Genomic DNA, 21,091 nt, shown 5'->3' on the forward strand with positions numbered 1-21,091 from the left:
GCGAGACTAGTGGACGCCTACCGGCGTATCGATTTCGGCCGCAACGGAGTTCGCCTTGTCCGTGGTGCGCCGCTGCGCGAACACCGCCACCGCGAGCATGACCAGCCCGGCGACCCCGAGCCCCGCCCCGAGCACCGACGGCGCGCGATAGCCGAACCCGCCTGCGATGACCAGACCACCGAGCCACGCGCCGCCGGCGTTGGCGACGTTGAGCGCCGAGTGGTTCAGAGCGGCGGCCAGGGTCTGGGCGTCGTCGGCGACATCCATGAGTCGGGTCTGCAGGGCCGGCACCAACGCCGAGCCGGTCACGCCGACGACGAAGACCAGGACCAGCGCAGTCCAGACGTTGCCCGCCACGGCGACGAACGCCAGCAGGGCGACGACGATCGAGACCAGTCCGGCCACGAGGGTCCCGACGACGTTGCGGTCGGCGAGCGCTCCGCCGACGATGTTGCCCACGACCATGCCGATCCCGAACAGCATCAGCGCGATCGGGACGAGTCCACCGGGTAGTCCGGAGACGTCGGTCAGGGTGGTGTGGATGTAGGTGTAGAACGCGAACATGCCGCCGAAACCGACGATCCCGATCAGCAGGGTGAACCACACCTGCGGGCGGGCGAGGGCGCCGAGCTCGGTCATCGGGTTGCTCATGGTCATGCCCGTGAGCGGGGGCAGGTAGCGGATCAGCGCCGCGATGGTGAGCAGTCCGATGACGACGACGACACCGAACGCGGTCCGCCAGCCGAGGGAGTCGCCGAGCCAGGTCGCGGCCGGGACACCGACCACGTTGGCGACCGACAGGCCCATCATCACCTGGCCGACGGCCTTGGCGCGGCTGCCCGCACCGGCGAGGTGGGCCGCGACCAGCGCGGCGACACCGAAGTACGCACCGTGCGGCAGACCCGCGACGAACCGGGCCGCCATCAACGTCCCGTAGGTGGGCGCGAAGACCGTCGCGGCGTTGCCCACGACGAACGCGACCATGAGTGCGATGAGCAGGGTCCGTCGGGACATCCGTGCGGTCGCTGCGGCGATCAGGGGTGCGCCCACGACCACGCCGAGCGCGTACGCGGAGATGACGTGGCCGGCAGTGGGTTCGCTGATGTCGAGCGAACCGGCGATGTTGGGGAGCAGTCCCATCGACACGAACTCGGTGGTTCCGATGCCGAAGCCGCCGAGGGCCAGCGCGAGGATCGCGACCCGTCGGGTGCGGGTCACCGCCGCAGAGGTCGAGTCGGCGTCGGTGTGCAGCGCGGTGGTCATGGCGCAGTCCTTTCACACAGGATGAACCGTCAGGTCCGCTTGCGATGAGAGGGCGCACACCAGCGGGCGCCACGAGTCACCTCAACGGCCGACCGTGTGAGAAAGATTCCGTAGAGGCGGGTGAGTTGCTTCACACCCGGCCCGGTTCAGGATGCGGCAGCGGCGCCGGTGTCGGAGTCGTGAGTGGTCGACGACTGGTCCGGGTGGGAGGTGGGCGACGGCGTGTTCGTCGTGCGGTCGGGGGTCGCGCTCGACGGCGACGGCTTCGCCGAGCTCGACGGGGCGGGAGACGGCCGGAACCTCGTGAGGACCTCACCGAGCCGGTGCTGCACGGCTGTACGCAGAGGACCGGTAGGGGTGCTGCTCGGGGGCGGGGTCGTCGGGCGCGGGGTCGCCGGGCTCGGGTCGACGTTCGAGGTCACCTCAGGCGGCATGGGCGTCGTCGGGGGGTCAGCGTTCGCGGCGGGACCCTGAACGGGTGCGGTGGCGGGCACATCGCCGACGACGCGGTCCCGGACGACCGCGGTCCAGTCGGCGACGAACCGGACCGGGAACCGGGCGATCCCACGAAGGGAGACGAGCAACCGCGCCTGCGATGCCGGGTCGCCCCGGAGCGCGGTACCGATCGTCAGGAGATCGGGGAGCGTCGCCCCGTGGCCCAGGTCCGGGTATTGCAGCCCCCTGGCCTGGAAGAACGCGACCACCGGTGCAAACCGCGCCAGTTCGGGGTACCCGAGCGGAATGTAGAAGGTGGGTACGCCGTCGAGGGCATGCACCCCGACGCCGGCGAGCAGGATCGACAAGGCCGTCGGCCTCGCCATCAGGACCGATCCGGTGGGCATGGCACCGTGTCCGAGAGCCGTGGGGTCCGCCATGTACTGGCCGTACTCGAAATGCTTGGTCCCGAACCCGAGCAGGGCGTCGATGGCACCGAGTGGATCGTGCAGCGGGTCGGGTAGATCGCAGATGGGGTCCCCGTCGACACACACGTCGAGTACGGGGATGTCTCCGTATCCTCCGGGTCCTCGCGGTCCGCGCATACCGAGGCCCGGAATGACGCCGATCATCGACAACTCGACTCCGCGCCCTCGTGCATCGCCGGTCCGCCGCGGATCGGAGTACAGCTCACCGGACACGATCGGTGCACCCTGGCTGTCGCGGGTTGCGACCGATGAGTGCGGGTCGGTGGCGAGCGCGTGCAGTTCATCGCCGGCGATGGCCGCGCCCTGCGAGTAACCCACGATGACGACCGGGCTCTCTGCGCACCCGGAAGTGGCCCGGTAGCTGACCACACCGTCGTGCACGGCTGTGCGGCCGGCGGCCGCGCTCGCCGCATAGGAGGTCGCGCCCAATGGCCACACCGTCGCGGGGTAATTCACGTGCTCGACGTCGTAACCGGGGTAGCGCCCGGCTATCTCCCTGGTGTGGTAATTCGACGGGTCATCATTTGTTCCGTCGACGATGAACACTTTTCCCGACGTCGGGCAGGTGGAGTGCTGGGTATCCGCTGCGGACGCCACATCCGCCTGGAACAGCACCAACACGGCCGGTATCGACACAGACAGAACGGCGAGCGCGAGTCGAGCCTGCAGGATTCTCACTACGGAAACCACTTTCCTACGGTGCCGGGTACGAGCACCCGTGATTCCCGAGAATATGGCCTCGCGCCATTGTGTGAAATCGTTCGAACGCGCGAACAATCAGCGCGAACAATACACACATGAAAGCATTGAATGTATTTTCGCTAACATTCTTCTCCACTCGACGCGAGGTCGTGGCGACCCCCTCCGCACCGACCTCCTCGACCGTTGGAATGCAAGGCAGCGGGCGGTTGCGATCGGGGTGCGTCAGAGCCTTCCGTCCGTGAATTCCCGGTGTTATATCCTTGACGCCAGGTCATGAGTGTCAGCGACAAGCCCCGGCTAGCTGATCGGCAACCCTCCAACCGCGGTGGGGTGCTCCGGGTGATTGACCGGGTTGTGGACGCCCACCGCACGCGGTGGGGCCACGGCAAGCGCGGGTCCGAAGGTCGGACCCACATCGGGCACTGTTGCCCGGCCGACCGAAAGAGAGCTCCTTTCAGATGTCTGACCTCCCGTACGACGGCACCCTCGAGCCCGAGGATCCCACCCTGAACTGGTCCTTCGAGACCAAGCAGATCCATGCCGGCCAGACCGCAGACGCGGCCACCTCGGCACGCGCACTGCCGATCTACCAGACCACCTCGTACACGTTCCGCGACACCCAGCACGCCGCCGACCTCTTCGGACTCGCCGAGCCGGGCAACATCTACACCCGCATCATGAACCCGACGCAGGATGCCGTCGAACAGCGCATCGCCGCTCTCGAGGGCGGCGTCGCGGCGCTGCTCGTGGCGTCCGGTCAGGCCGCGGAGACCTACTCGATCCTCAACATCGTCGAGACCGGCGGACACCTCGTGTCCAGCCCGCGGCTCTACGGCGGCACCTACAACCTCTTTCATTACACGCTGCCGAAGCTGGGCATCGAGGTCACCTTCGTCGACGACCCGGAGGACCTCGACTCCTGGCGCGCGGCGGTCAAGCCGAACACTCGGGCATTCTTCGGTGAGACGATCTCGAACCCCAACAACGAGATCCTCGACCTCCCCGGCATCTCGGGTGTCGCGCACGAGAACGGGATCCCGCTCATCGTCGACAACACCGTCGCCACTCCTTTCCTGATCCAGCCGCTCAAGCACGGCGCCGACATCGTCGTGCACTCCGCGACGAAGTACCTCGGGGGCCACGGCACCGCGGTCGGCGGCGTCATCGTCGACGGCGGCACGTTCGATTGGCGGGGTCAGCGCGACGGTGTCGACCTGTTCCCGGGGTTCACCACTCCCGACGCGAGCTACCACGGCGCGGTGTTCGCCGACCTCGGCGCTCCGGCCTTCGCGCTCAAGGCCCGTGTGCAGTGGTTGCGTGACACCGGTGCGGCGATCTCGCCGTTCAACGCGTTCCTGATCTCGCAGGGCCTCGAGACCCTGAGCCTGCGGATCGAGCGGCACGTCGAGAACGCACAGAAGGTCGCGCAGTTCCTCGAGGGGCATGCCCAGGTCGAGGCGGTGGCCTACGCCGGCCTGCAGTCGTCGCGGTGGTACGAGCGCGGTCAGCAGCTCGCCCCCAAGGGTCAGGGCGCGATCGTGGCGTTCGAGATCGTCGGTGGCGTCGACGCGGGCAAGCGATTCGTCGACGCCCTGACGCTCCACAGCCATGTCGCCAACATCGGTGACGTGCGCTCGCTGGTCATCCACCCGGCCTCGACCACCCACTCGCAGCTGACCCCGGAGGAGCAGCTCGCCGCGGGTGTGGCCCCCGGGCTGGTGCGCCTGGCGGTGGGTATCGAGGGGATCGACGACATCATCGCCGATCTGGAGACAGGATTCGGAGCAGCCGAGTAACTGTGAGCATCGATCCACGGACACGCGCGGTGTCCGCACCCTCTGAGACGTCATCCGACTGGGAGACCCTCCCGGACGGTCAGCTCACCGGCGTGTCCGTGGGTCCGATCTCGCTCGACAACGGCGACCGGATCGACGACGTCACCCTGGCGTTCCAGCGGTGGGGTCGACTCTCGCCCGACCGCGACAACGTCGTGCTCACCCTGCACGCGCTCACCGGCGACAGCCACGTGACCGGCCCGGCCGGTCCCGGTCAACTGTCCCCCGGTTGGTGGGACGGCCTGATCGGACCCGGCTGCGCGGTCGACACCGACGAGTGGTGCGTCATCTCGGCGAACGTTCTCGGCGGGTGCAACGGATCCACCGGCCCCTCCTCCCCCGACTCCGACGGCAACATCTGGGGGTCGCGCTTCCCGAACATCACCGTGCTGGACCAGGTCCGGGCCGAGGTCGCCCTCATGGATGCGCTCGGGATCGACTCGGTGGCAGCGGTTCTCGGTGGTTCGATGGGCGGAGCCCGATCCCTCGAGTGGGTCATCGGCTTTCCCGACCGCGTGCGCAGCGCATTGATCCTGGCCGTCGGCCCACGGGCGACCGCCGACCAGATCGGTACGCAGACAACGCAGATCGCCGCCATCAAGGCCGATCCGCACTGGCGCGGTGGCGATTACCACGCCACACCGGACCGACCCACCGCCGGCCTCGGCATCGCACGCCGGATCGCGCACATGTATTACCGTTCCGAACCCGAACTCGACAGCCGCTTCGCCAATCAGCCACAGGGCGAGGAGGATCCGTTGACCGGAGGACGGTACGCGGTGCAGAGTTACCTCGAGCACCAGGCCGACAAGCTCGTCGCCCGGTTCGATGCGGGCAGCTACGTGGTGCTCAGCGAGGTGCTCAACCACCACGACGTCGGACGCAACCGCGGCGGTACCCGGGCGGCCCTGCAGGGCTGCCATGTGCCGGTGGTCATCGGCGGTATCACCTCCGACCGGCTCTACCCGTTACGTACCCAGGCCGAGCTGGCCGAGCTCATGCCCGGTTGCGTCGGTGGACTGCAGATCGTGCACTCCGACAACGGACACGACGGGTTCCTGACCGAGTTCGACGCCATCGCCGATCTCCTCAAGCGCACCCTGGAACTCGCGCGCCGCTGATCGCATCGACCCGATGCGTGCGGCGTCAGCCGACCGGCGCGGTGGTCGGTGCTGTTCGTACGGAGCGATTCGGGGCAGGATTCAACGGATTCGGGTACGGCGTCAGCGTGCGCGTCGGCGCCTCTCCCGGCGGCGGGGTGACCGACCCCGAGTAGGGGCTCGTCGAGCCCGACGGGGAGCCCGGAGCGAGTGGTGAGCCGGTGGTCGGGGCCGAACTCTCGGGTGTGATCGTGGACGTCGGGACCTGCGACGAGGGCGTGATCGTCGGCAGTTCCGTTGTCGCCCAACCGGGGCGGTTGGGCACCCGCGACGATGGAGGCGCGATGGTCTCCACCGGCGCTTCCTCGGTCGTGGTCTGCGGAGCGGCCGTCGACGACACCTCGGGTATCGCCGGGGCGACCGATCGGGCGGGCGAGATCGACGTCGCCGAGGTGGCGGTCGCCGAGGCAGCGTCGACGGTCGGCTCGCTCACCACCGAGGACGCAGGCCCGGTCGGGGTGAACACCTCCGGCGACGAGTTGCCGGTGAGGGCGGCGCCAACGGCGTAGACGGTCAGCATCGTGCCCGCGAGCAGGGCCCCGACGATGGCCAGTGGGACCGCGGAGAGCCAGTCCCGGTGGCGGCGACCGCCGATGAACGCCAGTCGGAGTGGGGCCGTGGTGCCCGACCCGGCCAGCAGTGCGGCGCCGATGGCGCACAACAGTTCCGGCGACCGCGGCCGGATCACCTCGGTCGGGTTCTCGCGGTCGACGATGTCGTGCAGCGCAGGGATGTTCGCGAGGCCACCGACGAGGACGACGGGTACCGACGAACCGTCGACGAACTCGGTCAGCTCGGCGACCAACGCCCCGGCCATCGTGGCGATCGCCGCCCCGAGCATCGCCACCGACATCTCGCGATCGACCCCCGCGACCCCGAAGGTGGTCGAATCCTCGACCGAGAGATCCTCTTTGGCCGTGCGACAACCCGACACGAGTGCGGCCCAGCCGGCCCGGGAGGTCATCGGACTCGTCCGAGCGGTGACCTGATCGGCCAGTGCGGCGTCGAGCGCGAATCCGGAGATGGCGGTCGATCGCGTGATGTCGGCGATGGCACCGGTCGCGGTGTCGAGGCGGAACATCGTCACACCGCTGTCGCCGCAGTCGACGACGACGACCTCGGGATGTGCTGCTATCTCACCGGATTCGGCGAGTGCACGTGCCACCGACTCGGCATCACCCACGAGGTGGATCTGGCGACGCGGGCCGGTGCCACGGGAGGCGATCTCGCGACCTTGCGCCGTGGTGCGGCACGCCACTCCGATCGATCCCACCGTGGTGTCATTGCTGCGTGCGCGGTCGAGCATCAGGTCGATGCCGGAGTTGACCCGTCCCGCGCGATCGAGGCGGTCGGTGGGGTCGACATCGATGACACGCGAATCGACCGACCGCTGCCCCGCGTCGTCCACCGTGACGAGGGCACAGTGGATCATGCCGTTACCGGCAGAGACGCCAAGAGTGGTACCAGGACCGGAAGTCATATGTCTCAACGGTAACAGTTTGGTCACGGCGAGCACCACATGTTTTGCCGTGACGAGTGCCTCAGTCGGTCCCCAGGGGGTCGATCGAGGTGGCCAGCCACAGGATCGCCGCGCCCGCCGCGGCCATCGCCCCGACGTCGAACACGCGGCTGCGGACCTGCAGCAATCCCACGCGTGACGTGGGCAGGACCGCGCGCAGCAGGGCGGCCAGGACCGCTCCGGCACCGAAGACGAACGCACCGCGTCGCCAGCGATCGAGCAGCAGGAACACCACGGCGACCCCGACGAAGATCAGGACGATGACGAACGGGATCTGCACCACGATCGCGCGGACGCGCCGCGCCCGACCGAACGAAACCGCGGCATCCCGTCGGTCGGTGTCGGAGCGGCGGTCCGCGGTCATCGTGCCTGCGCCCGGTCTGCCGCCATCTGCTTCTCGGCGCGCTCGACCACGTTGACGAGCAGGAACGCGCGGGTCAGCGGCCCGACCCCGCCCGGGTTCGGCGAGACGTGCCCGGCGATCTCCCACACGTCGGGGGCGACGTCGCCGACGAGTCCGGCGTCGGTGCGGCTCACACCGACGTCGAGCACCGCGGCGCCGGGCTTCACCATGTCGGCGGTGATCAGGTGTGGGACACCGGCGGCCGCGATGACGATGTCGGCGCGCGAGACCTCCGCGGCGAGGTCGGCGGTTCCGGTGTGGCACAACGTGACCGTGGCGTTCTCGCTGCGCCGGGTCAGCAGGAGGCCGATGGGACGACCGATGGTGACGCCACGACCGACCACCACGACGCGGGCGCCGGCGATGGGGACGTCGTAGCGGCGGAGCAGGTGGACCACGCCGCGCGGGGTACACGGCAGCGTCGACTCGGTCCCCAGGACCAGGCGACCCAGGTTGATCGGGTGCAGACCGTCTGCGTCCTTCTCCGGGGCGATGCGCTCGAGTGCGGCGTTGTCGTCGAGCTGCGGGGGCAGCGGCAACTGGACGATGTAGCCGGTACACGCGGGATCGGCGTTCAGCTCGTCGATGACGGCGTTGAGCTGCTCGGTGGTGGTGTCAGCGGGCAGGTCGCGTCGGAGCGAGGCGATGCCGACCTTGGCGCAGTCGGCGTGCTTGCCGCGCACATAGGCCTGCGATCCCGGGTCGTCGCCCACCAGGACCGTGCCGAGGCCGGGCGTGATGCCCGCCTCGCCGAGTACGCGCACCCGTTCGGTCAGGTCGACGAAGATCTCGTCGCGGGTGGCCTTGCCGTCGAGTGCAGTCGCAGTCACCCGACCAGTGTCCCCGACCGCGCCGTTCAGCCCAACCTCAGCCCGTGCGCCACGGCGAAATCGACGGCGTGCGCCGGATCGACGGTGGTCTCGGTGACCGTCGCCTGCAGCCAGAACGTCGCCTCGACGCGCGCGCCCCGCAGGTCCGAGCCGGTCACCGTGGCCCCGACCGCGCGGGCCCCGGACAGGTCGACATCGGTCAGATCGGCGTCGACGAGGCTCGTCCCCGACAGGTTGACCTCACGCAGGCGAGAGCCCCGCAATGTCGCCTTGTGGATCTTCAGACCACCCAGTGACACGAGCGTGAGGTCGCAGTCGGTCATGGTCACCGCCCGCAGGAGCGACTCGGAGATCATCGAACCCATCAGGCTGCAGTCGGAGAAGACCGCGGAGGGCATCGGACTGCGTCGGAACGTGCAGTTGCGGAACGCGCTCTGTCGGTGCCGTGAGTCGGCCAGGTTGGCGCCGGAGAAGTCGCAGTCGGTGAACACGACGGTGTCGGTGCTCAGTTCCCGGAGATCGGCGTCACGGAAGGTGCAGTTCTCGAAGGTGTCGTGTGTGAACTGTCGTTCGCTCAGGTCGGCTTCGTCGAACGATTCGTCGATGTGGTCGGTCACGTCCCCAGTGCATCACGCGGCGACGACACCGACTCGACCGACAGTGTCCGCTCGAGCAGGTGCGGCGAGACCGGCGGCAGGCTCGCCTCCGTGACGGTGCGCTCGACGATGTGCGCGGACACCGGGGGCAGCTCGACGCGCAGCGGCGTCGTCCGGCCCACGCGGGTCAACGGGTAGCAGAGCAGGCCGATGAGGACGGCGCAGAGGTGCCCGATGTCGGTGAAGGTGCCGTGGCTGCCGTTGAGCAGCGGCCAGACGACCGGGCTGGCCGCGACCACGAGAAGTGCCACCAGGTAGCCGTACCGCCAGGGTCCGCGGAGTCGGTAGACCAGGATCCCCGCCACGCCTGCGAGTCCGTAGCTGACGCCGATGTCGATGACGTTGAGATCGCTCTGCGGTGCGTGACCGGTGTTGATCGCCCACAGCAGGACCGACTGGCTGATGTAGGTCGCGCCGACGTGCGCGATGACCACGACCGCCAGCCAACGCACGGTGCCGAGCCACCGTTCGATGGTGGCGTGGATCAGTACGTAGGGCAGCACGTAGACGAACCAGCCGTTGCCGTCGATCCAGAAGGCGCTCCGGAACAGGCTCGGCAGCGGATCGTGCATCAGGTGCCGCAGGTTGGTGGAGCGGTTCTGCAGGATGTCGGTGAGCTGGTCGTGACCGACGCGGTGCGCGATGACCGTGGTGACGAACAGGACGGCCAACCAGATGAAGGTGCCCGGGGCGGAGCGCACGTAGCGCCACGTGGCGGACGCGCCTGCGCGCGGGACACCGGTCATGATCGTCGCACCTCCCGGGATCGGCCGATCCCTCCCCTGAGCACCCGGGGATGACGGGTGGTCAGGCAATGTAGACGCCTGTGTTCCGACTTTTGTTCCATGAGCCCCGCATACCGCCCAATACGGGCAACGCGATCCGGTTGGCGGCCAACACCGGCTGCGAGCTCCATCTGGTCGAACCCATGGGGTTCGACCTGACCGAGGCGAAGGTGAAGCGCGCGGGCCTGGACTACCACGAGATGGCGTCGGTGACCGTCCACGCCGATCTCGCGGCCGCCTGGGCGGCGCTGGCCCCCGAGCGGGTCTACGCGTTCACCGCCCACGCAGAGAAGTTCCACACCGAGGTGCAGTACCGACCCGGCGACGTGTTGCTGTTCGGACCAGAGCCCACCGGGTTGTCGGCCGAGGTGCTCGCCGATCCGCACGTCACCGAGCGGCTGCGTATCCCCATGTTGGCCGGCCGCCGGTCACTGAACCTCGCCAACGCCGCGAGCATCGTCATGTACGAGGCCTGGCGTCAGAACGGTTTCGACGGCGCCGTCTGACGCGCGTGTCCGGGCCGCGGCGGCACACCCGGCCCGCGGATCACCAGACGACGCGGGATGCCATGTCGAGCAGTTTGTCTCGCCGGGCCGGGCTCGTGGCACCGATCCAGGCGATCTTCCCGTAGACGTGGGCCCGGAAATCGGCGTGTCCGTCGCGGTTCTGGGCGGCCCCGCCGGTTCGGATCGCATTGTGCAGCAACGCCCGCAGTGCGTCGTGATCGGCGCGCGACACCTGCGGGCGATCGTTGACGACAAGACCCGCGAGACGCTGTTGCTGGTGTGCGTACATGATCCGCGTCTTGGCCGGGTGCACGGTGAAACCCTCGTCGGCGACGACGCGCAGCACGGTCCACAACACCCGATCGGCGTCCATCCGGTCGCCGGAGAGCGCGAGGTCGTCACCGTAGCGGGTGTATCGCAGGTCGTTGCGCGTCGCGAACCCGGCCAGGCGCCGATCCAGACCGCGCAGAACCAAATTCGCGAGGTGCGGCGACGTCGGCGCACCCTGCGGGAGATGGCGCTCGCGCAGGAGGCCGGCGTGGATCGGGTCGAGACCGCGTAACGCATCGGGCGGAGTCGCGGTGGTGCAGAGTTCGGTGAGGATCCGGGCAATCGCCGACGAATACCCCACTCCGGAGAACACGCGTCGGACCCGTCGGGCGTCGATCGACTCGAAGCAGTGCCGCAGATCGACTCGGAGCACCACCGGACGATCGGTGTGCGGCCACGCGAACGCGGCCGTCGACGATCCACGTACGAATCCGCGAGCGGCCGGATGCGCCGGGATCCGCTCGATCAGACGACGCAGCAGTCGACGCTGGGTCTCGCGCATGCGAGGCTTCGGGGCCTCGATGATCCGGAACCCGTCCCGCTTCTCGACGCGGAACACGCGATAGTGCCGCAACGGTTCTCGCGCCTGACGCAACCATCGGCCGCGGTCGGCGAACCATTCGAGCTCGCGGACCGTGAAGTTCAGCCAGTGCGCGAGCTGTTCCACGTCGTAGATGTCGGGCAGGTCCTCGGGGACCCGACCGGTCGATGCGGGTTCGGCGAGCACGAGGACGGTAGGCGGCGGCGGCTCGACGACCGGAGGCGCGACCGTCCAATCACGCAACGCTGCGACGATTCGGCTCTCGATGTCATGCTCATTGGCGTCATCGGTTTCGACGCCGAACAATCGTTGCCCCACCGAGTCGGCGAGCTCCGCCCTCACACCGGCACCGATGAGGGCGCGCTGCATTTCCGGCCAGGTCCATCCGGTGAGATGGGCGTCGACGTACGAGGCGATCTCAGCGGCCTCCTCTATCGAGAACTCCGGCTCATCCACGCGCGAACCCGGGCACGATCGACGACGAAGTGGCGATGGACCGCGGGCGAGGTGACCAGCAACTCGTGAAGCGGCGCCGCGAAGCACGCGCAGCGTGCCGTCCGGCGTCGGACGCAGGGACCAACTGTGCGGTGTACCCAGGGGTTACCCCTGAGACGGGTCGTGACGACCCACTCTCACCTCGCCCGCCGTCCATCGCCCACGATGGTGCCACGGACGATCACTGCCAGTCGCGGGATCGGGTACCGACCTTGAGGTCGAGCCGTTGCAGATGTTCGGCCACGACGGTGACCGCACCCTCGGCGTTCTGCACCGTTCCGCGGATCATCAGGGCCGTCGCGCTCTGGGCGAGCTTGCGATACCGCTTCCACAATCCGACCGAACAGACGACATTGACCATGCCGGTCTCGTCCTCGAGGTTGATGAACGTGACCCCCGAGGCGGTGGCCGGTCGTTGACGGTGGGTGACGGCGCCCGCGACGAGCACCCGGGATCCGTCGCGCACCGACAGCAACCCGTCGGCCGGGACGACGCCCATCGCCGACAGCCGAGGTCGCAGGAACTGCGTCGGGTAGACCGTCGGCGTCACGCCGGTGGCCCACGCATCGGCCGCGGCGAGTTCGACGTCGGTCATGCCGGGCAGCGTCGGCGCCACACCCGACGCCTGCAACGCCAGATGATCGGCCCGCTCCAACGACGCCGCACCCGCGTCCCACAGCGCCTGTCGACGGGTTCCGCCGAAGCAGTCGAATGCGCCTGCGGTGGCGAGCGCCTCGAGCTGGCGTTCGCTCAGCTCGGCGCGGCGAGCGAGGTCGGCCGGGCTGCGGTACGGACCGTCGGCCACCCGGCGGTCGACGACGAGTTGTGCGACCTCGTCGCCGATGTGTCGGACCGAACCGAGCGCCATCCGGACGTCGAGCCCGTCGTTCTCCAGGTTCGCGTGGGCCAGGGAGAGGTTGATGTCGGGACCGTGCACGCGGACACCGTGTCGGCGGGCGTCGGCCACCAGCGACTGCGGCGAATAGAACCCCATCGGCTGCGCCCGTAGCAGCGCCGCGCAGAACGCCGCGGGGTGGTGCAGCTTGAACCACGACGAGTAGAAGACCAGCGCGGCGAAACTCTGCGAATGACTCTCGGGGAAACCGAAGTTGGCGAAGGCGGCCATCTTCTCGAAGACGCGGTCGGCCACGTCGCCGACGATGCCGTGGGTCTGCTCCATACCGGCATAGAACCGCTCCTTGAGGAGTTGCATCTTCTCCGGCGAGCGCTTCGACCCCATCGCGCGACGCAGCTGATCGGCCTCGGCCGCGTCGAAGCCTGCGACGTCGACGGCCAACTGCATCAGCTGCTCCTGGAACAGCGGCACACCCAGCGTGCGCTCCAGCGCGGTCTTCATCGACGGGTGCTCGTAACTGGTGACCTCGAGCCCGTTGCGACGGCGGATGTAGGGGTGCACCGACCCGCCCTGGATGGGACCGGGGCGAATCAGCGCCACCTCCACCACCAGGTCGTAGAACCGTCTCGGCTTGAGCCTCGGCAGCGTCGCCATCTGCGCGCGCGACTCCACCTGGAAGACACCGACCGAGTCGGCGGCGCAGAGCATGTCGTACACCGCGGTCTCCGCGAGGTCGATCCGGGCGAGGTCGACGTGGATGTCCTTGTGCTCGGCGACGAGGTCGATGGCGTAATGCAGCGCCGAGAGCATGCCGAGCCCGAGCAGATCGAACTTCACCAGACCGATTGCGGCACAGTCGTCCTTGTCCCACTGCAACACGCTGCGGCCGGCCATCCGGGCCCACTCGGTCGGACACACGTCGGCGATGGGGCGATCACAGATGACCATCCCCCCGGAATGGATCCCGAGATGTCGCGGCATGCCCGCGATCTGCCCGGCCAGGTCCATGACGTCGTCAGGGACTTCGTGCTCCGGGTTCTCCTCCTCGTCGACGGTGCGCCCCCACCGGCTGACCTGCTTGCTCCACGCGTCCTGCTGGCCGATCGAATAGCCCAGTGCGCGAGCCATGTCCCGCACCGACGACCGCCCGCGGTAGGTGATGACGTTGGCGACCTGCGCGCTGTACTCACGGCCATACCTGGCGTACACGTGCTGGATGGCCTCCTCGCGCCGATCGGACTCGATGTCGACGTCGATGTCGGGCGGACCGTCCCGCTCGGGGGACAGGAAGCGCTCGAACAGCAGACTGTTGCGCACCGGGTCGACGTTGGTGACCCCGAGCGCGTAACAGACCGCGGAGTTCGCGGCACTCCCCCGGCCCTGACACAGGATGTCGGAGCGTTTGCAGAAGTCGACGATGTCGTGGACGACCAGGAAGTACCCGGGGAAGTTCAGCGAGTTGATGACCGCGAGCTCGTGTTCGATCTGCCTGTACGCCTTCGGGTTCGACGTCGGCGGCCCGTAGCGGTTCGCGGCGCCTGCCATCGTGAGATGGCGTAGCCACGATTTCTCGGTGTGCCCGTTCGGGACATCGAACGGCGGGAGTTCCGGTGCGATCAGGCGCAACTCGAAGGCGCAGTCGCGACCGATCTGCGCCGAGTTGTCGATGGCCTCGGGGTGGGCGGCCAGCAACCGCGCCATCTCGTCGCCGCTGCGCAGGTGGGCACCGCCCACCGGACCGAGCCATCCGGCGATCTCGTCGAGACTCGCCCTGGCGCGCACCGCGGCCATGGCCATCGCGAGTCGGCGGCGGTCGGGGCCCGCGAAGTGGGCACCGGTGGTGGCGACGGTGACGAGACCGTGTGCCGCAGCCAGTTCGGCGAGGGCGGCGTTGCGTTCGTCGTCGGTCGGCATGGACTGGGTGGTGAGTTCGACGGCGACGTTGTCACGGCCGAATCGATCGACCAGCAGCCGCAGTTCGTGTGCGGCCGCCTCGGGCCCCCGGGTGGCCAGGGCCTGGCGCACAGTCCCCTTGCGGCACCCGGTGAGGATGAGCCACGACCCGTCGGCGGCGGTGGCCAACTCGTCCATGTCGTAGCGCAGCAGACCTTTCTCACCGGCCGCCATGTGTGCGGCGGCCATCTGCCGCGACAGCCGCCGGTACCCGTCCTGCCCCCTGGCCAGCACGAGCAGATGACTGCCCTCCGGGTCGTTGACGCCGGTACGTGCCGCGTCGTGCTGCATCGACAGTTCGGCGCCGAACACCGTCGGCAGTCGCCACTCGCGGGCGGCCTCGGCGAACCGGACCACACCGTAGAAACCGTCGTGATCGGTGACGGCGAGCGCCTCGAGTCCGAGTCGGTGCGCCTCGGTGACCATCTCCTCGGGCGAGCTGGCGCCGTCGAGGAAGCTGTAGGAGGTGTGCGCATGCAGTTCGGCGTAGCGCGTCGTGCTCCGCCCCCGCGCGCTGTCGTCGGCCTGGAACGGGTCACGCTTCCGGGACCAGGCGGGGCTGTCGCCACCGTCGCCGGGGAACGTCTCGCCCGGCCGCCCACCGTTGTTCGGGCGCCCGGACAGCACCCGCTCCATCTCCGCCCAGGTGGGCGGGCCCTCGTTCCAACCCACACCCGATGGTAGCGGGATTCGAACACATATTCGACCCGGTTCGGCCCGGTTTAGTCTGTTGCCCATGCATGCCCCGTGGCCCGGACGCGGGGTCGTCGCCACCCTCGAGCGGTTCCAGATCTCGTTCTATCTGCTGGCCCTGGCCGTGGGTGCCGCGCTCGGCCTGGCCGCCCCGGGCGCGGCTCCGACCGTCGAACACGCGATCAACCCCGCGTTGATCGTCCTGCTGTACGCCACGTTCCTGGCCGTGCCGTTCGCACGGATCGGCGCCGCTCTGCGCGACGTCCGCTTCCTCGTCGGCACCGTGGTCCTGAACTTCGCCCTCGTCCCGATCGTGGTGTTCGCGCTCACGCGGTTCGTCGCCGACGATCGGGCCGTACTCGTCGGCGCCGTCCTCGTGCTGTGCGCGCCATGCATCGACTACGTGATCGTCTTCAGCGGACTCGCCGGTGCGGCGTCCGAGCGACTCCTCGCCGGTGCACCTGCGCTGATGCTGCTGCAGATCGTGCTGCTCCCGCTCTACCTCTGGTTGTTCGTGGGCGCGGACGTGGTGGACACGATCGAGATCGCGCCGTTCGTCGAGGCCTTCGTGATCCTGATCGTCGTACCGATGGCCCTCGCCGCGACCACCCAGGCGCTCGCGCGTCGGCATCGGTTCGCCACGGCGGTCACCGAAGCGATGGCGGCGGGGATGGTCCCGATCATGATGGTGACGCTGGCCGTCGTCGTCGCCTCGCAGATCGACGCCGTCCGTACGCGCTGGGCCGACCTCGTCGGCGCCGCCACCGTCTTCGTCGCCTTCCTGGTGGTCATGGCCGTCCTCGGACGCGCCGCGGCAGCCGTCGCCCGACTCGACGTCCCCGCCGGTCGCGCTCTCGTGTTCTCCGGTGCCACCCGCAACTCGCTGGTGGTGCTACCGCTCGCGCTGGCCCTGCCGTCAGCCCTGGCCCCGGCGCCGGTCGTGGTGGTCACGCAGACACTGGTCGAGTTGATCGGGATGATCGCCTACGTCCGACTCGTCCCCCGCCTGATCCCGGCCGACTGATCCGGTCGCCGTACAAAAGTTACTGTTACTCTCGTAACACAAACACGGGTCAGTCCCGATCATGACGTCGTCAGGATGTGCCATGACCAGCTACTTCATCACCGGTGCGACCGGTTTCATCGGCCGCCGCGTGCTCCCGCGCCTCCTCGCGGCGCAGCCGGACGCAACGGTGTACGCACTGGTTCGCCCGCGGACGATCGAGGGTTTCTCCGACATCATCGACGGGTGGGACGGCGCGGATCGGCTGCACCTGGTGCCCGGCGATCTGACGGCCGACGCGCTGGGCATCGCCGACGACGCCGCGATCCCCGACCACATCGATCACGTGCTGCACCTCGGAGCCGTCTACGACATGACCGCCGACGCGATCAGTCAGCAGGCCGCCAACGTCGAGGGCACCTCCCGGATCGTCGACTTCGCACTGACACACGACGCGATGCTGCATCACGTCTCGTCGATCGCGGTGTCGGGCGATCACCGCGGCACGTACACCGAGGACGATTTCGATCTCGGTCAGCGCTTCCCCACGCCGTATCACCGCACCAAGTTCGAGGCCGAGAAGGTCGTCCGCGAACAATCCGGTCTGCGGTGGCGCGTCTACCGTCCGTCGATCGTGGTCGGCGACTCCACGACCGGCGCGATGGACAAGATCGACGGTCCCTACTACTTCTTCGGCCATCTGCGTCGCCTGGGTGCATTGCCCTCGCGCGCAACGGTTCCGATGCCCGCTCTCGGGAACACCAATGTCGTGCCGGTCGACTTCGTGGCCGACGCGATCGTCGCGTTGCTCGGACACCGACCGGACCAGACCGGTCGGGTGTACCACCTCGTCGACCCGGACAAGCGGTCGATCACCGATCTGTACAACGCCGTGGCGCCGGCGTTCGGCGGCCCCCGTGGACTCGACGTGATCCCCCGACGCATCGTCGCCCCGGTGGTGGCAGGCAGCAGCCGCGGCGTGATCCGGACCGCGCGCGATCTCGTTGCGCTGCAACAGAAGATCCCACCCGCAGTGCTCGACACCACCGAATTGCCCGCCGTGTTCACCACTGCGAGGACCACCCCGGTGCTCGATCGGTACGGCGTCTCGGTGCCCGATCTCGCCGAGTACGGCCCGCGACTCTTCGATTACTGGGCCGAGAATCTCGACCCGACCCGGTTCTCCCGCACCGACCCTCGCGGTCCGCTGGTGGGCAGGCACGTGCTGATCACCGGCGGATCGGCCGGCATCGGACTCGAGACCGCCCGTATCTGTGCGCGCAAAGGCGCCACGGTGTTCGTCCTCGCCCGCAAACAGGACGACCTCGACGCCGCGGTGCGCGACATCGGTTCCGCCCTGCGCACCGCGCCGTCCGACACCGACGTGCCGACCGGGTCGGTACACGCCTACGTCTGCGACATCACCGATCCCGAGGCCGTGGCGGTGACCGTGAAGACCATCCTGACCGAGCACGATCACGTCGACGTCCTGGTCAACAACGCCGGACGGTCCATCCGACGGGCCACGATCAACGCCACCGACCGCTCGCACGACTACCACCGGACCATGGCGGTCAACTACTTCGGTGCGGTGGAGATGGTGCTGGCGTTGCTCCCGCACATGACCGGTCGGCGCACCGGCCACATCGTCAACGTGTCGAGCATCGGCGTGCAGGCGCGCGGCCCGCGTTTTGCCGCCTACGTCGCGTCGAAATCTGCGCTGGAGGCGTTCAGCGACATCACCGCGGCGGAGACGCTGTCCGATCACGTCACGTTCACCAACATCCACATGCCGCTGACCAGGACCCGGATGATCGCACCCACCGACTCCTACGACAAGGCCCTGGCGCTGACGGCCGAGAAGGCCGCCGCGATCGTGGTCCGCGGCATCGTGGAGAAGCCCAAACGCATCGACACGCCATTGGGCACGCTGGCGCAGGTCGGCCAGTTCCTCCTGCCCGGTGTGACCGCTCGACTGCAACACCAGGGTTTTCTGCTGTTCGGTGAATCGACTGCGGCACAGGGAAAGACCGAGCCGACCGATGTGGTGCCCGCCGACGGCACCACCGCTGCGTCGTCGGCACCGGTGTCGCCGACGATGTCGATCGTGCACGGCGTGCGCGACCGTGCGCAGGCCGTGGCCCATCCGGTGAAGTCCGCGGTGGTCGACAGCGGTGCGCGTCGGGTCGTCCGCCGTTCGCTCAACCTGGTTCCCGGGGTGCACTGGTGACCGACGCGTTCTCCGGCGACACACCGGACACCCCGTACGTGGCAGTCGACGCCGACGTGCTCGACGCCAACATCGCCGCGCTCGCCGCGCAGACCGCCGGATCAGGCATGGCGGTGCGCCCGCACGGCAAGACCCACAAGTGCGCGCAGATCGCTCGACGCCAGGTGGCCGCGGGAGCTGTCGGACTGACCGTCGCGACGATCGGCGAGGCCGAGGCATTCGCCCGATCGGGGATCGACGACCTGTTCATCGCCTATCCGCTCTGGCTCACCGAGAACAAGGGCGCGCGGTTGCGCGAACTGTCCGAGCGGACAGCACTGCGTCTGGCCGTCGATTCCGCAGCCGGTGCAGAGTCGATGGCGCACGCACTCGGCGATGCGCGGGACGCCGTGGAGGTCCTGGTGGAGGTCGACAGCGGTCAGCACCGCACCGGATGCGACCCGACGCGGGCGGGTTCGGTTGCGGCACGGGCCCTCTCGGTCGGTCTACGGGTGGTGGGGGTCTTCACGTTCCCTGGCCACGGCTATCGGCCCGGCCATCGCGAGGAGACCGCCCATCAGGAGTCCGCAGCGCTCTCGACCGCCGCGGACGCGGTGACGTCGGTGGGGGTCGACCCTGTGGTCCGCAGCGGTGGATCGACCCCCACGGTGGAGTTCGCCGACGCAGGCGTCCTCACCGAGGTGCGCCCCGGCGTCTACCCCTTCAACGACGCCCAGCAGGTCGCGTTGGGGCGAGCCGGCATCACCGATGTCTCGCTGATGGTGATGGCGACCGTGGTGCATCGCGAGCCGGGACGGTTCGTGCTCGACTGTGGCAGCAAGATACTCGGGACCGAGCGACCCGAGTGGGTGAGCGGGTTCGGACTCCTGCTCGATCACCCTGATGCGCGCGTGGTGGCGCTGTCGGAGCATCACGCGACCGTGGTCACCGACACCGTGGTCCCCGAACTCGGTTCGGTGCTGCGGGTGGCCCCGAACCACGTCTGCATCACCGTCAATCTCGTCGACGACCTGGTGGTGACGGCGGGCGGTGCGGTCGTCGACCGGTGGTCGGTCATGGCGCGGGGTGCCAACACCTGATCAAGGCACCGATCGGGGTCGGGCACACTGTGGGCATGTCCTCTCGTCGCCGACTCGGCCTGTCGGTGGGCGTCGCTGGCGTGCTGCTGTTCAGCGGGTGTGCCACCGATCCGGCGCCCCCGACCACCGCACAGCTCAGTAAGGCGCCCAGCGTGACATTTCAACAGATCGGCATAGACCAGGTCCGTGCAGAATCGGCCGAGGTGGTCACGGCGACGCGGGATCTCGGTGTCGCCCTCGCGCAGGCGGAGCCTGACACCGGCGGCACCAACCGGGTGGTGTCGCCGTGGAGTGCGATGACCGCGCTCGGCATGGTCCGGGCGGGTGCCGACGGGACGACCGCCGACGAGCTGGACCGGGCCCTCGGCCCCTACCGACCGAAGGCCCTGGCCGCCTTGCTCGGGCAACTCGACGTGATCGGAGGCGACCCCGGCACTGTCGACGAGGACAACCCGCCCACCCCACCGGTCTACCGGCAGGGCACCGGCGCCTTCGTACAGAAGTCCTCCTCCCTGGGCAGGCAGTATCTCACCGACCTCAGCTCGTTCTTCGACACCGGCGTCTACCCCATCGACTTCCGGACCCCGCAGGCCGCCAACGCGATCAACGAATGGATCGCGGTCAACACCGGCGGTCAGATCACCCAGGCGCCGGTGCCGCCGGATCCGGAGACCGTGTTCAGCCTGCTGAGCACGGTGTATCTCGGGGCCGCCTGGGACCGACCGTTCACTCAGACCATCGACGACGGCACGTTCACCACCGGCCCGGGTCGGACGGTCCCCACGGCGATGATGTCGCAGACCGACGACTTCCGACTCGCCCGCGGGGCTGGGTGGACTGCGCTCGAACTCCCCTACGGCGGTGGTGGTCTGGCCATGCAGGTGGTGCTGCCCGACGTCGGCGCTTCGGTGGGCTCCACGCTCTCCGGCGCGGTACTCGGCGCGGTGTCGGACGGCCTGAAGCGGGCCCGGCCCGCCGAGGTGTCGGTGACCATGCCCCGCTGGAAGATCGAGCAGACGGTCGATCTGGCGCCGGTGCTCGAGGGTCTCGGCGCTCGACGGATGTTCACCTCCGACGCCGATCTGAGCGCGATCGGTGAGGACGTGTTCGTCTCCGGTGCCGCGCAGTCGGCGACGATCACCGTCGGCGAGAAGGGCACGGTCGCCGCCGCGGTCACACAGGTCGCGATGACGACGACCGGCCTTCCCCCGGAGCAGCCCGAGACCTTCGACGCCGACCGCCCGTTCGTGTACCAGATCGTCGACACCTCGACCTCGCTGCCGCTGTTCCTCGGTGTGGTGGCGAACCCGACGGCCAACTGATCCCGAC

At 68.8% G+C, this 21,091-nt stretch carries 16 protein-coding genes and 1 riboswitch; of the genes, 7 read left to right on the forward strand and 9 right to left on the reverse strand.

All coding sequences use genetic code 11. The annotated features are described in order from the left end of the window. Positions 1-6: 6 nt before the first annotated feature. On the reverse strand, positions 7-1,263 hold the full coding sequence (locus tag LX13_RS00805) for an MFS transporter (protein ID WP_253659427.1): 1,257 nt from the start codon (positions 1,261-1,263) through the stop codon (positions 7-9). 146 nt (positions 1,264-1,409) lie between these two features. After that, the gene (locus tag LX13_RS00810; RefSeq protein ID WP_253659428.1) at positions 1,410-2,864 is read right to left on the reverse strand and encodes a PE-PPE domain-containing protein; all 1,455 of its coding nucleotides are present in this window, start codon (positions 2,862-2,864) and stop codon (positions 1,410-1,412) included. A gap of 293 nt (positions 2,865-3,157) precedes the next feature. Further along, a riboswitch (SAM riboswitch) is annotated at positions 3,158-3,286 on the forward strand. 60 nt (positions 3,287-3,346) lie between these two features. Here LX13_RS00810 and LX13_RS00815 point away from each other — a divergent pair. Beyond that, a complete protein-coding gene (locus LX13_RS00815) occupies positions 3,347-4,684 on the forward strand; it encodes a bifunctional o-acetylhomoserine/o-acetylserine sulfhydrylase (protein WP_253659429.1) in 1,338 nt (445 codons plus the stop codon). 29 nt (positions 4,685-4,713) lie between these two features. Further along, on the forward strand, positions 4,714-5,844 hold the full coding sequence (gene metX, locus LX13_RS00820) for a homoserine O-acetyltransferase MetX (RefSeq protein ID WP_253659430.1): 1,131 nt from the start codon (positions 4,714-4,716) through the stop codon (positions 5,842-5,844). Positions 5,845-5,869: 25 nt separating this feature from the next. On the opposite strand, the gene LX13_RS00825 is transcribed toward metX, so the two are convergent. The 5 genes from LX13_RS00825 to LX13_RS00845 all read right to left on the reverse strand — a co-directional run bounded on the left by LX13_RS00825 (position 5,870) and on the right by LX13_RS00845 (position 10,037). Continuing rightward, positions 5,870-7,315, reverse strand: coding sequence for an Hsp70 family protein (locus LX13_RS00825; RefSeq protein WP_253659431.1), 1,446 nt, complete (start codon positions 7,313-7,315; stop codon positions 5,870-5,872). Between the two features lie 109 nt (positions 7,316-7,424). Continuing rightward, positions 7,425-7,766 (reverse strand): DUF3017 domain-containing protein, encoded by a 342-nt coding sequence (locus LX13_RS00830; protein WP_253659432.1) that lies wholly within the window; start codon positions 7,764-7,766, stop codon positions 7,425-7,427. Continuing rightward, the gene (locus tag LX13_RS00835; protein WP_253659433.1) at positions 7,763-8,635 is read right to left on the reverse strand and encodes a bifunctional methylenetetrahydrofolate dehydrogenase/methenyltetrahydrofolate cyclohydrolase; all 873 of its coding nucleotides are present in this window, start codon (positions 8,633-8,635) and stop codon (positions 7,763-7,765) included. The genes LX13_RS00830 and LX13_RS00835 overlap by 4 nt, the downstream gene beginning before the upstream one ends. 26 nt (positions 8,636-8,661) lie before the next feature. Further along, positions 8,662-9,252 carry a pentapeptide repeat-containing protein gene (locus LX13_RS23360; protein WP_253659434.1) on the reverse strand — a complete coding sequence of 197 codons (591 nt, stop codon included), beginning with the start codon at positions 9,250-9,252 and terminating at the stop codon, positions 8,662-8,664. Continuing rightward, positions 9,249-10,037 carry a rhomboid-like protein gene (locus tag LX13_RS00845; protein ID WP_253659435.1) on the reverse strand — a complete coding sequence of 263 codons (789 nt, stop codon included), beginning with the start codon at positions 10,035-10,037 and terminating at the stop codon, positions 9,249-9,251. Before LX13_RS00845 ends, LX13_RS23360 begins: the two co-directional genes overlap by 4 nt. Before the next feature lie 80 nt (positions 10,038-10,117). Here LX13_RS00845 and LX13_RS00850 point away from each other — a divergent pair, with 80 nt between their 5' ends. Continuing rightward, on the forward strand, positions 10,118-10,582 hold the full coding sequence (locus LX13_RS00850; RefSeq protein ID WP_253659436.1) for a tRNA (cytidine(34)-2'-O)-methyltransferase: 465 nt from the start codon (positions 10,118-10,120) through the stop codon (positions 10,580-10,582). Between the two features lie 40 nt (positions 10,583-10,622). Here the strand turns inward: LX13_RS00850 and LX13_RS00855 are convergent, their stop codons facing one another. Both LX13_RS00855 and LX13_RS00860 read right to left on the reverse strand, forming a co-directional pair. Beyond that, complete coding sequence (locus LX13_RS00855) at positions 10,623-11,909, reverse strand: reverse transcriptase family protein (RefSeq protein ID WP_253659437.1); 1,287 nt, start codon at positions 11,907-11,909, stop codon at positions 10,623-10,625. 220 nt (positions 11,910-12,129) lie between these two features. Next, positions 12,130-15,429 (reverse strand): error-prone DNA polymerase, encoded by a 3,300-nt coding sequence (locus LX13_RS00860; RefSeq protein WP_253659438.1) that lies wholly within the window; start codon positions 15,427-15,429, stop codon positions 12,130-12,132. Positions 15,430-15,493: 64 nt separating this feature from the next. Here LX13_RS00860 and LX13_RS00865 point away from each other — a divergent pair, with 64 nt between their 5' ends. The 4 genes from LX13_RS00865 (at position 15,494) to LX13_RS00880 (ending at position 21,084) form a co-directional block, all read left to right on the forward strand. Then, a complete protein-coding gene (locus LX13_RS00865; protein WP_253659439.1) occupies positions 15,494-16,474 on the forward strand; it encodes an arsenic resistance protein in 981 nt (326 codons plus the stop codon). Between the two features lie 82 nt (positions 16,475-16,556). Then, the gene (locus tag LX13_RS00870) at positions 16,557-18,683 is read left to right on the forward strand and encodes an SDR family oxidoreductase (RefSeq protein ID WP_253659440.1); all 2,127 of its coding nucleotides are present in this window, start codon (positions 16,557-16,559) and stop codon (positions 18,681-18,683) included. After that, positions 18,680-19,762: an alanine racemase gene (locus LX13_RS00875; protein ID WP_253659441.1), complete on the forward strand. Its 1,083-nt coding sequence runs from the start codon at positions 18,680-18,682 to the stop codon at positions 19,760-19,762. The genes LX13_RS00870 and LX13_RS00875 overlap by 4 nt, the downstream gene beginning before the upstream one ends. Positions 19,763-19,797: 35 nt before the next feature. After that, on the forward strand, positions 19,798-21,084 hold the full coding sequence (locus LX13_RS00880) for a serpin family protein (RefSeq protein ID WP_253659442.1): 1,287 nt from the start codon (positions 19,798-19,800) through the stop codon (positions 21,082-21,084). Positions 21,085-21,091 lie beyond the last annotated feature (7 nt).

Origin of the sequence: Williamsia maris, from assembly GCF_024171815.1 — a bacterium.
GTDB classification, from domain to species: domain Bacteria; phylum Actinomycetota; class Actinomycetes; order Mycobacteriales; family Mycobacteriaceae; genus Williamsia_A; species Williamsia_A maris.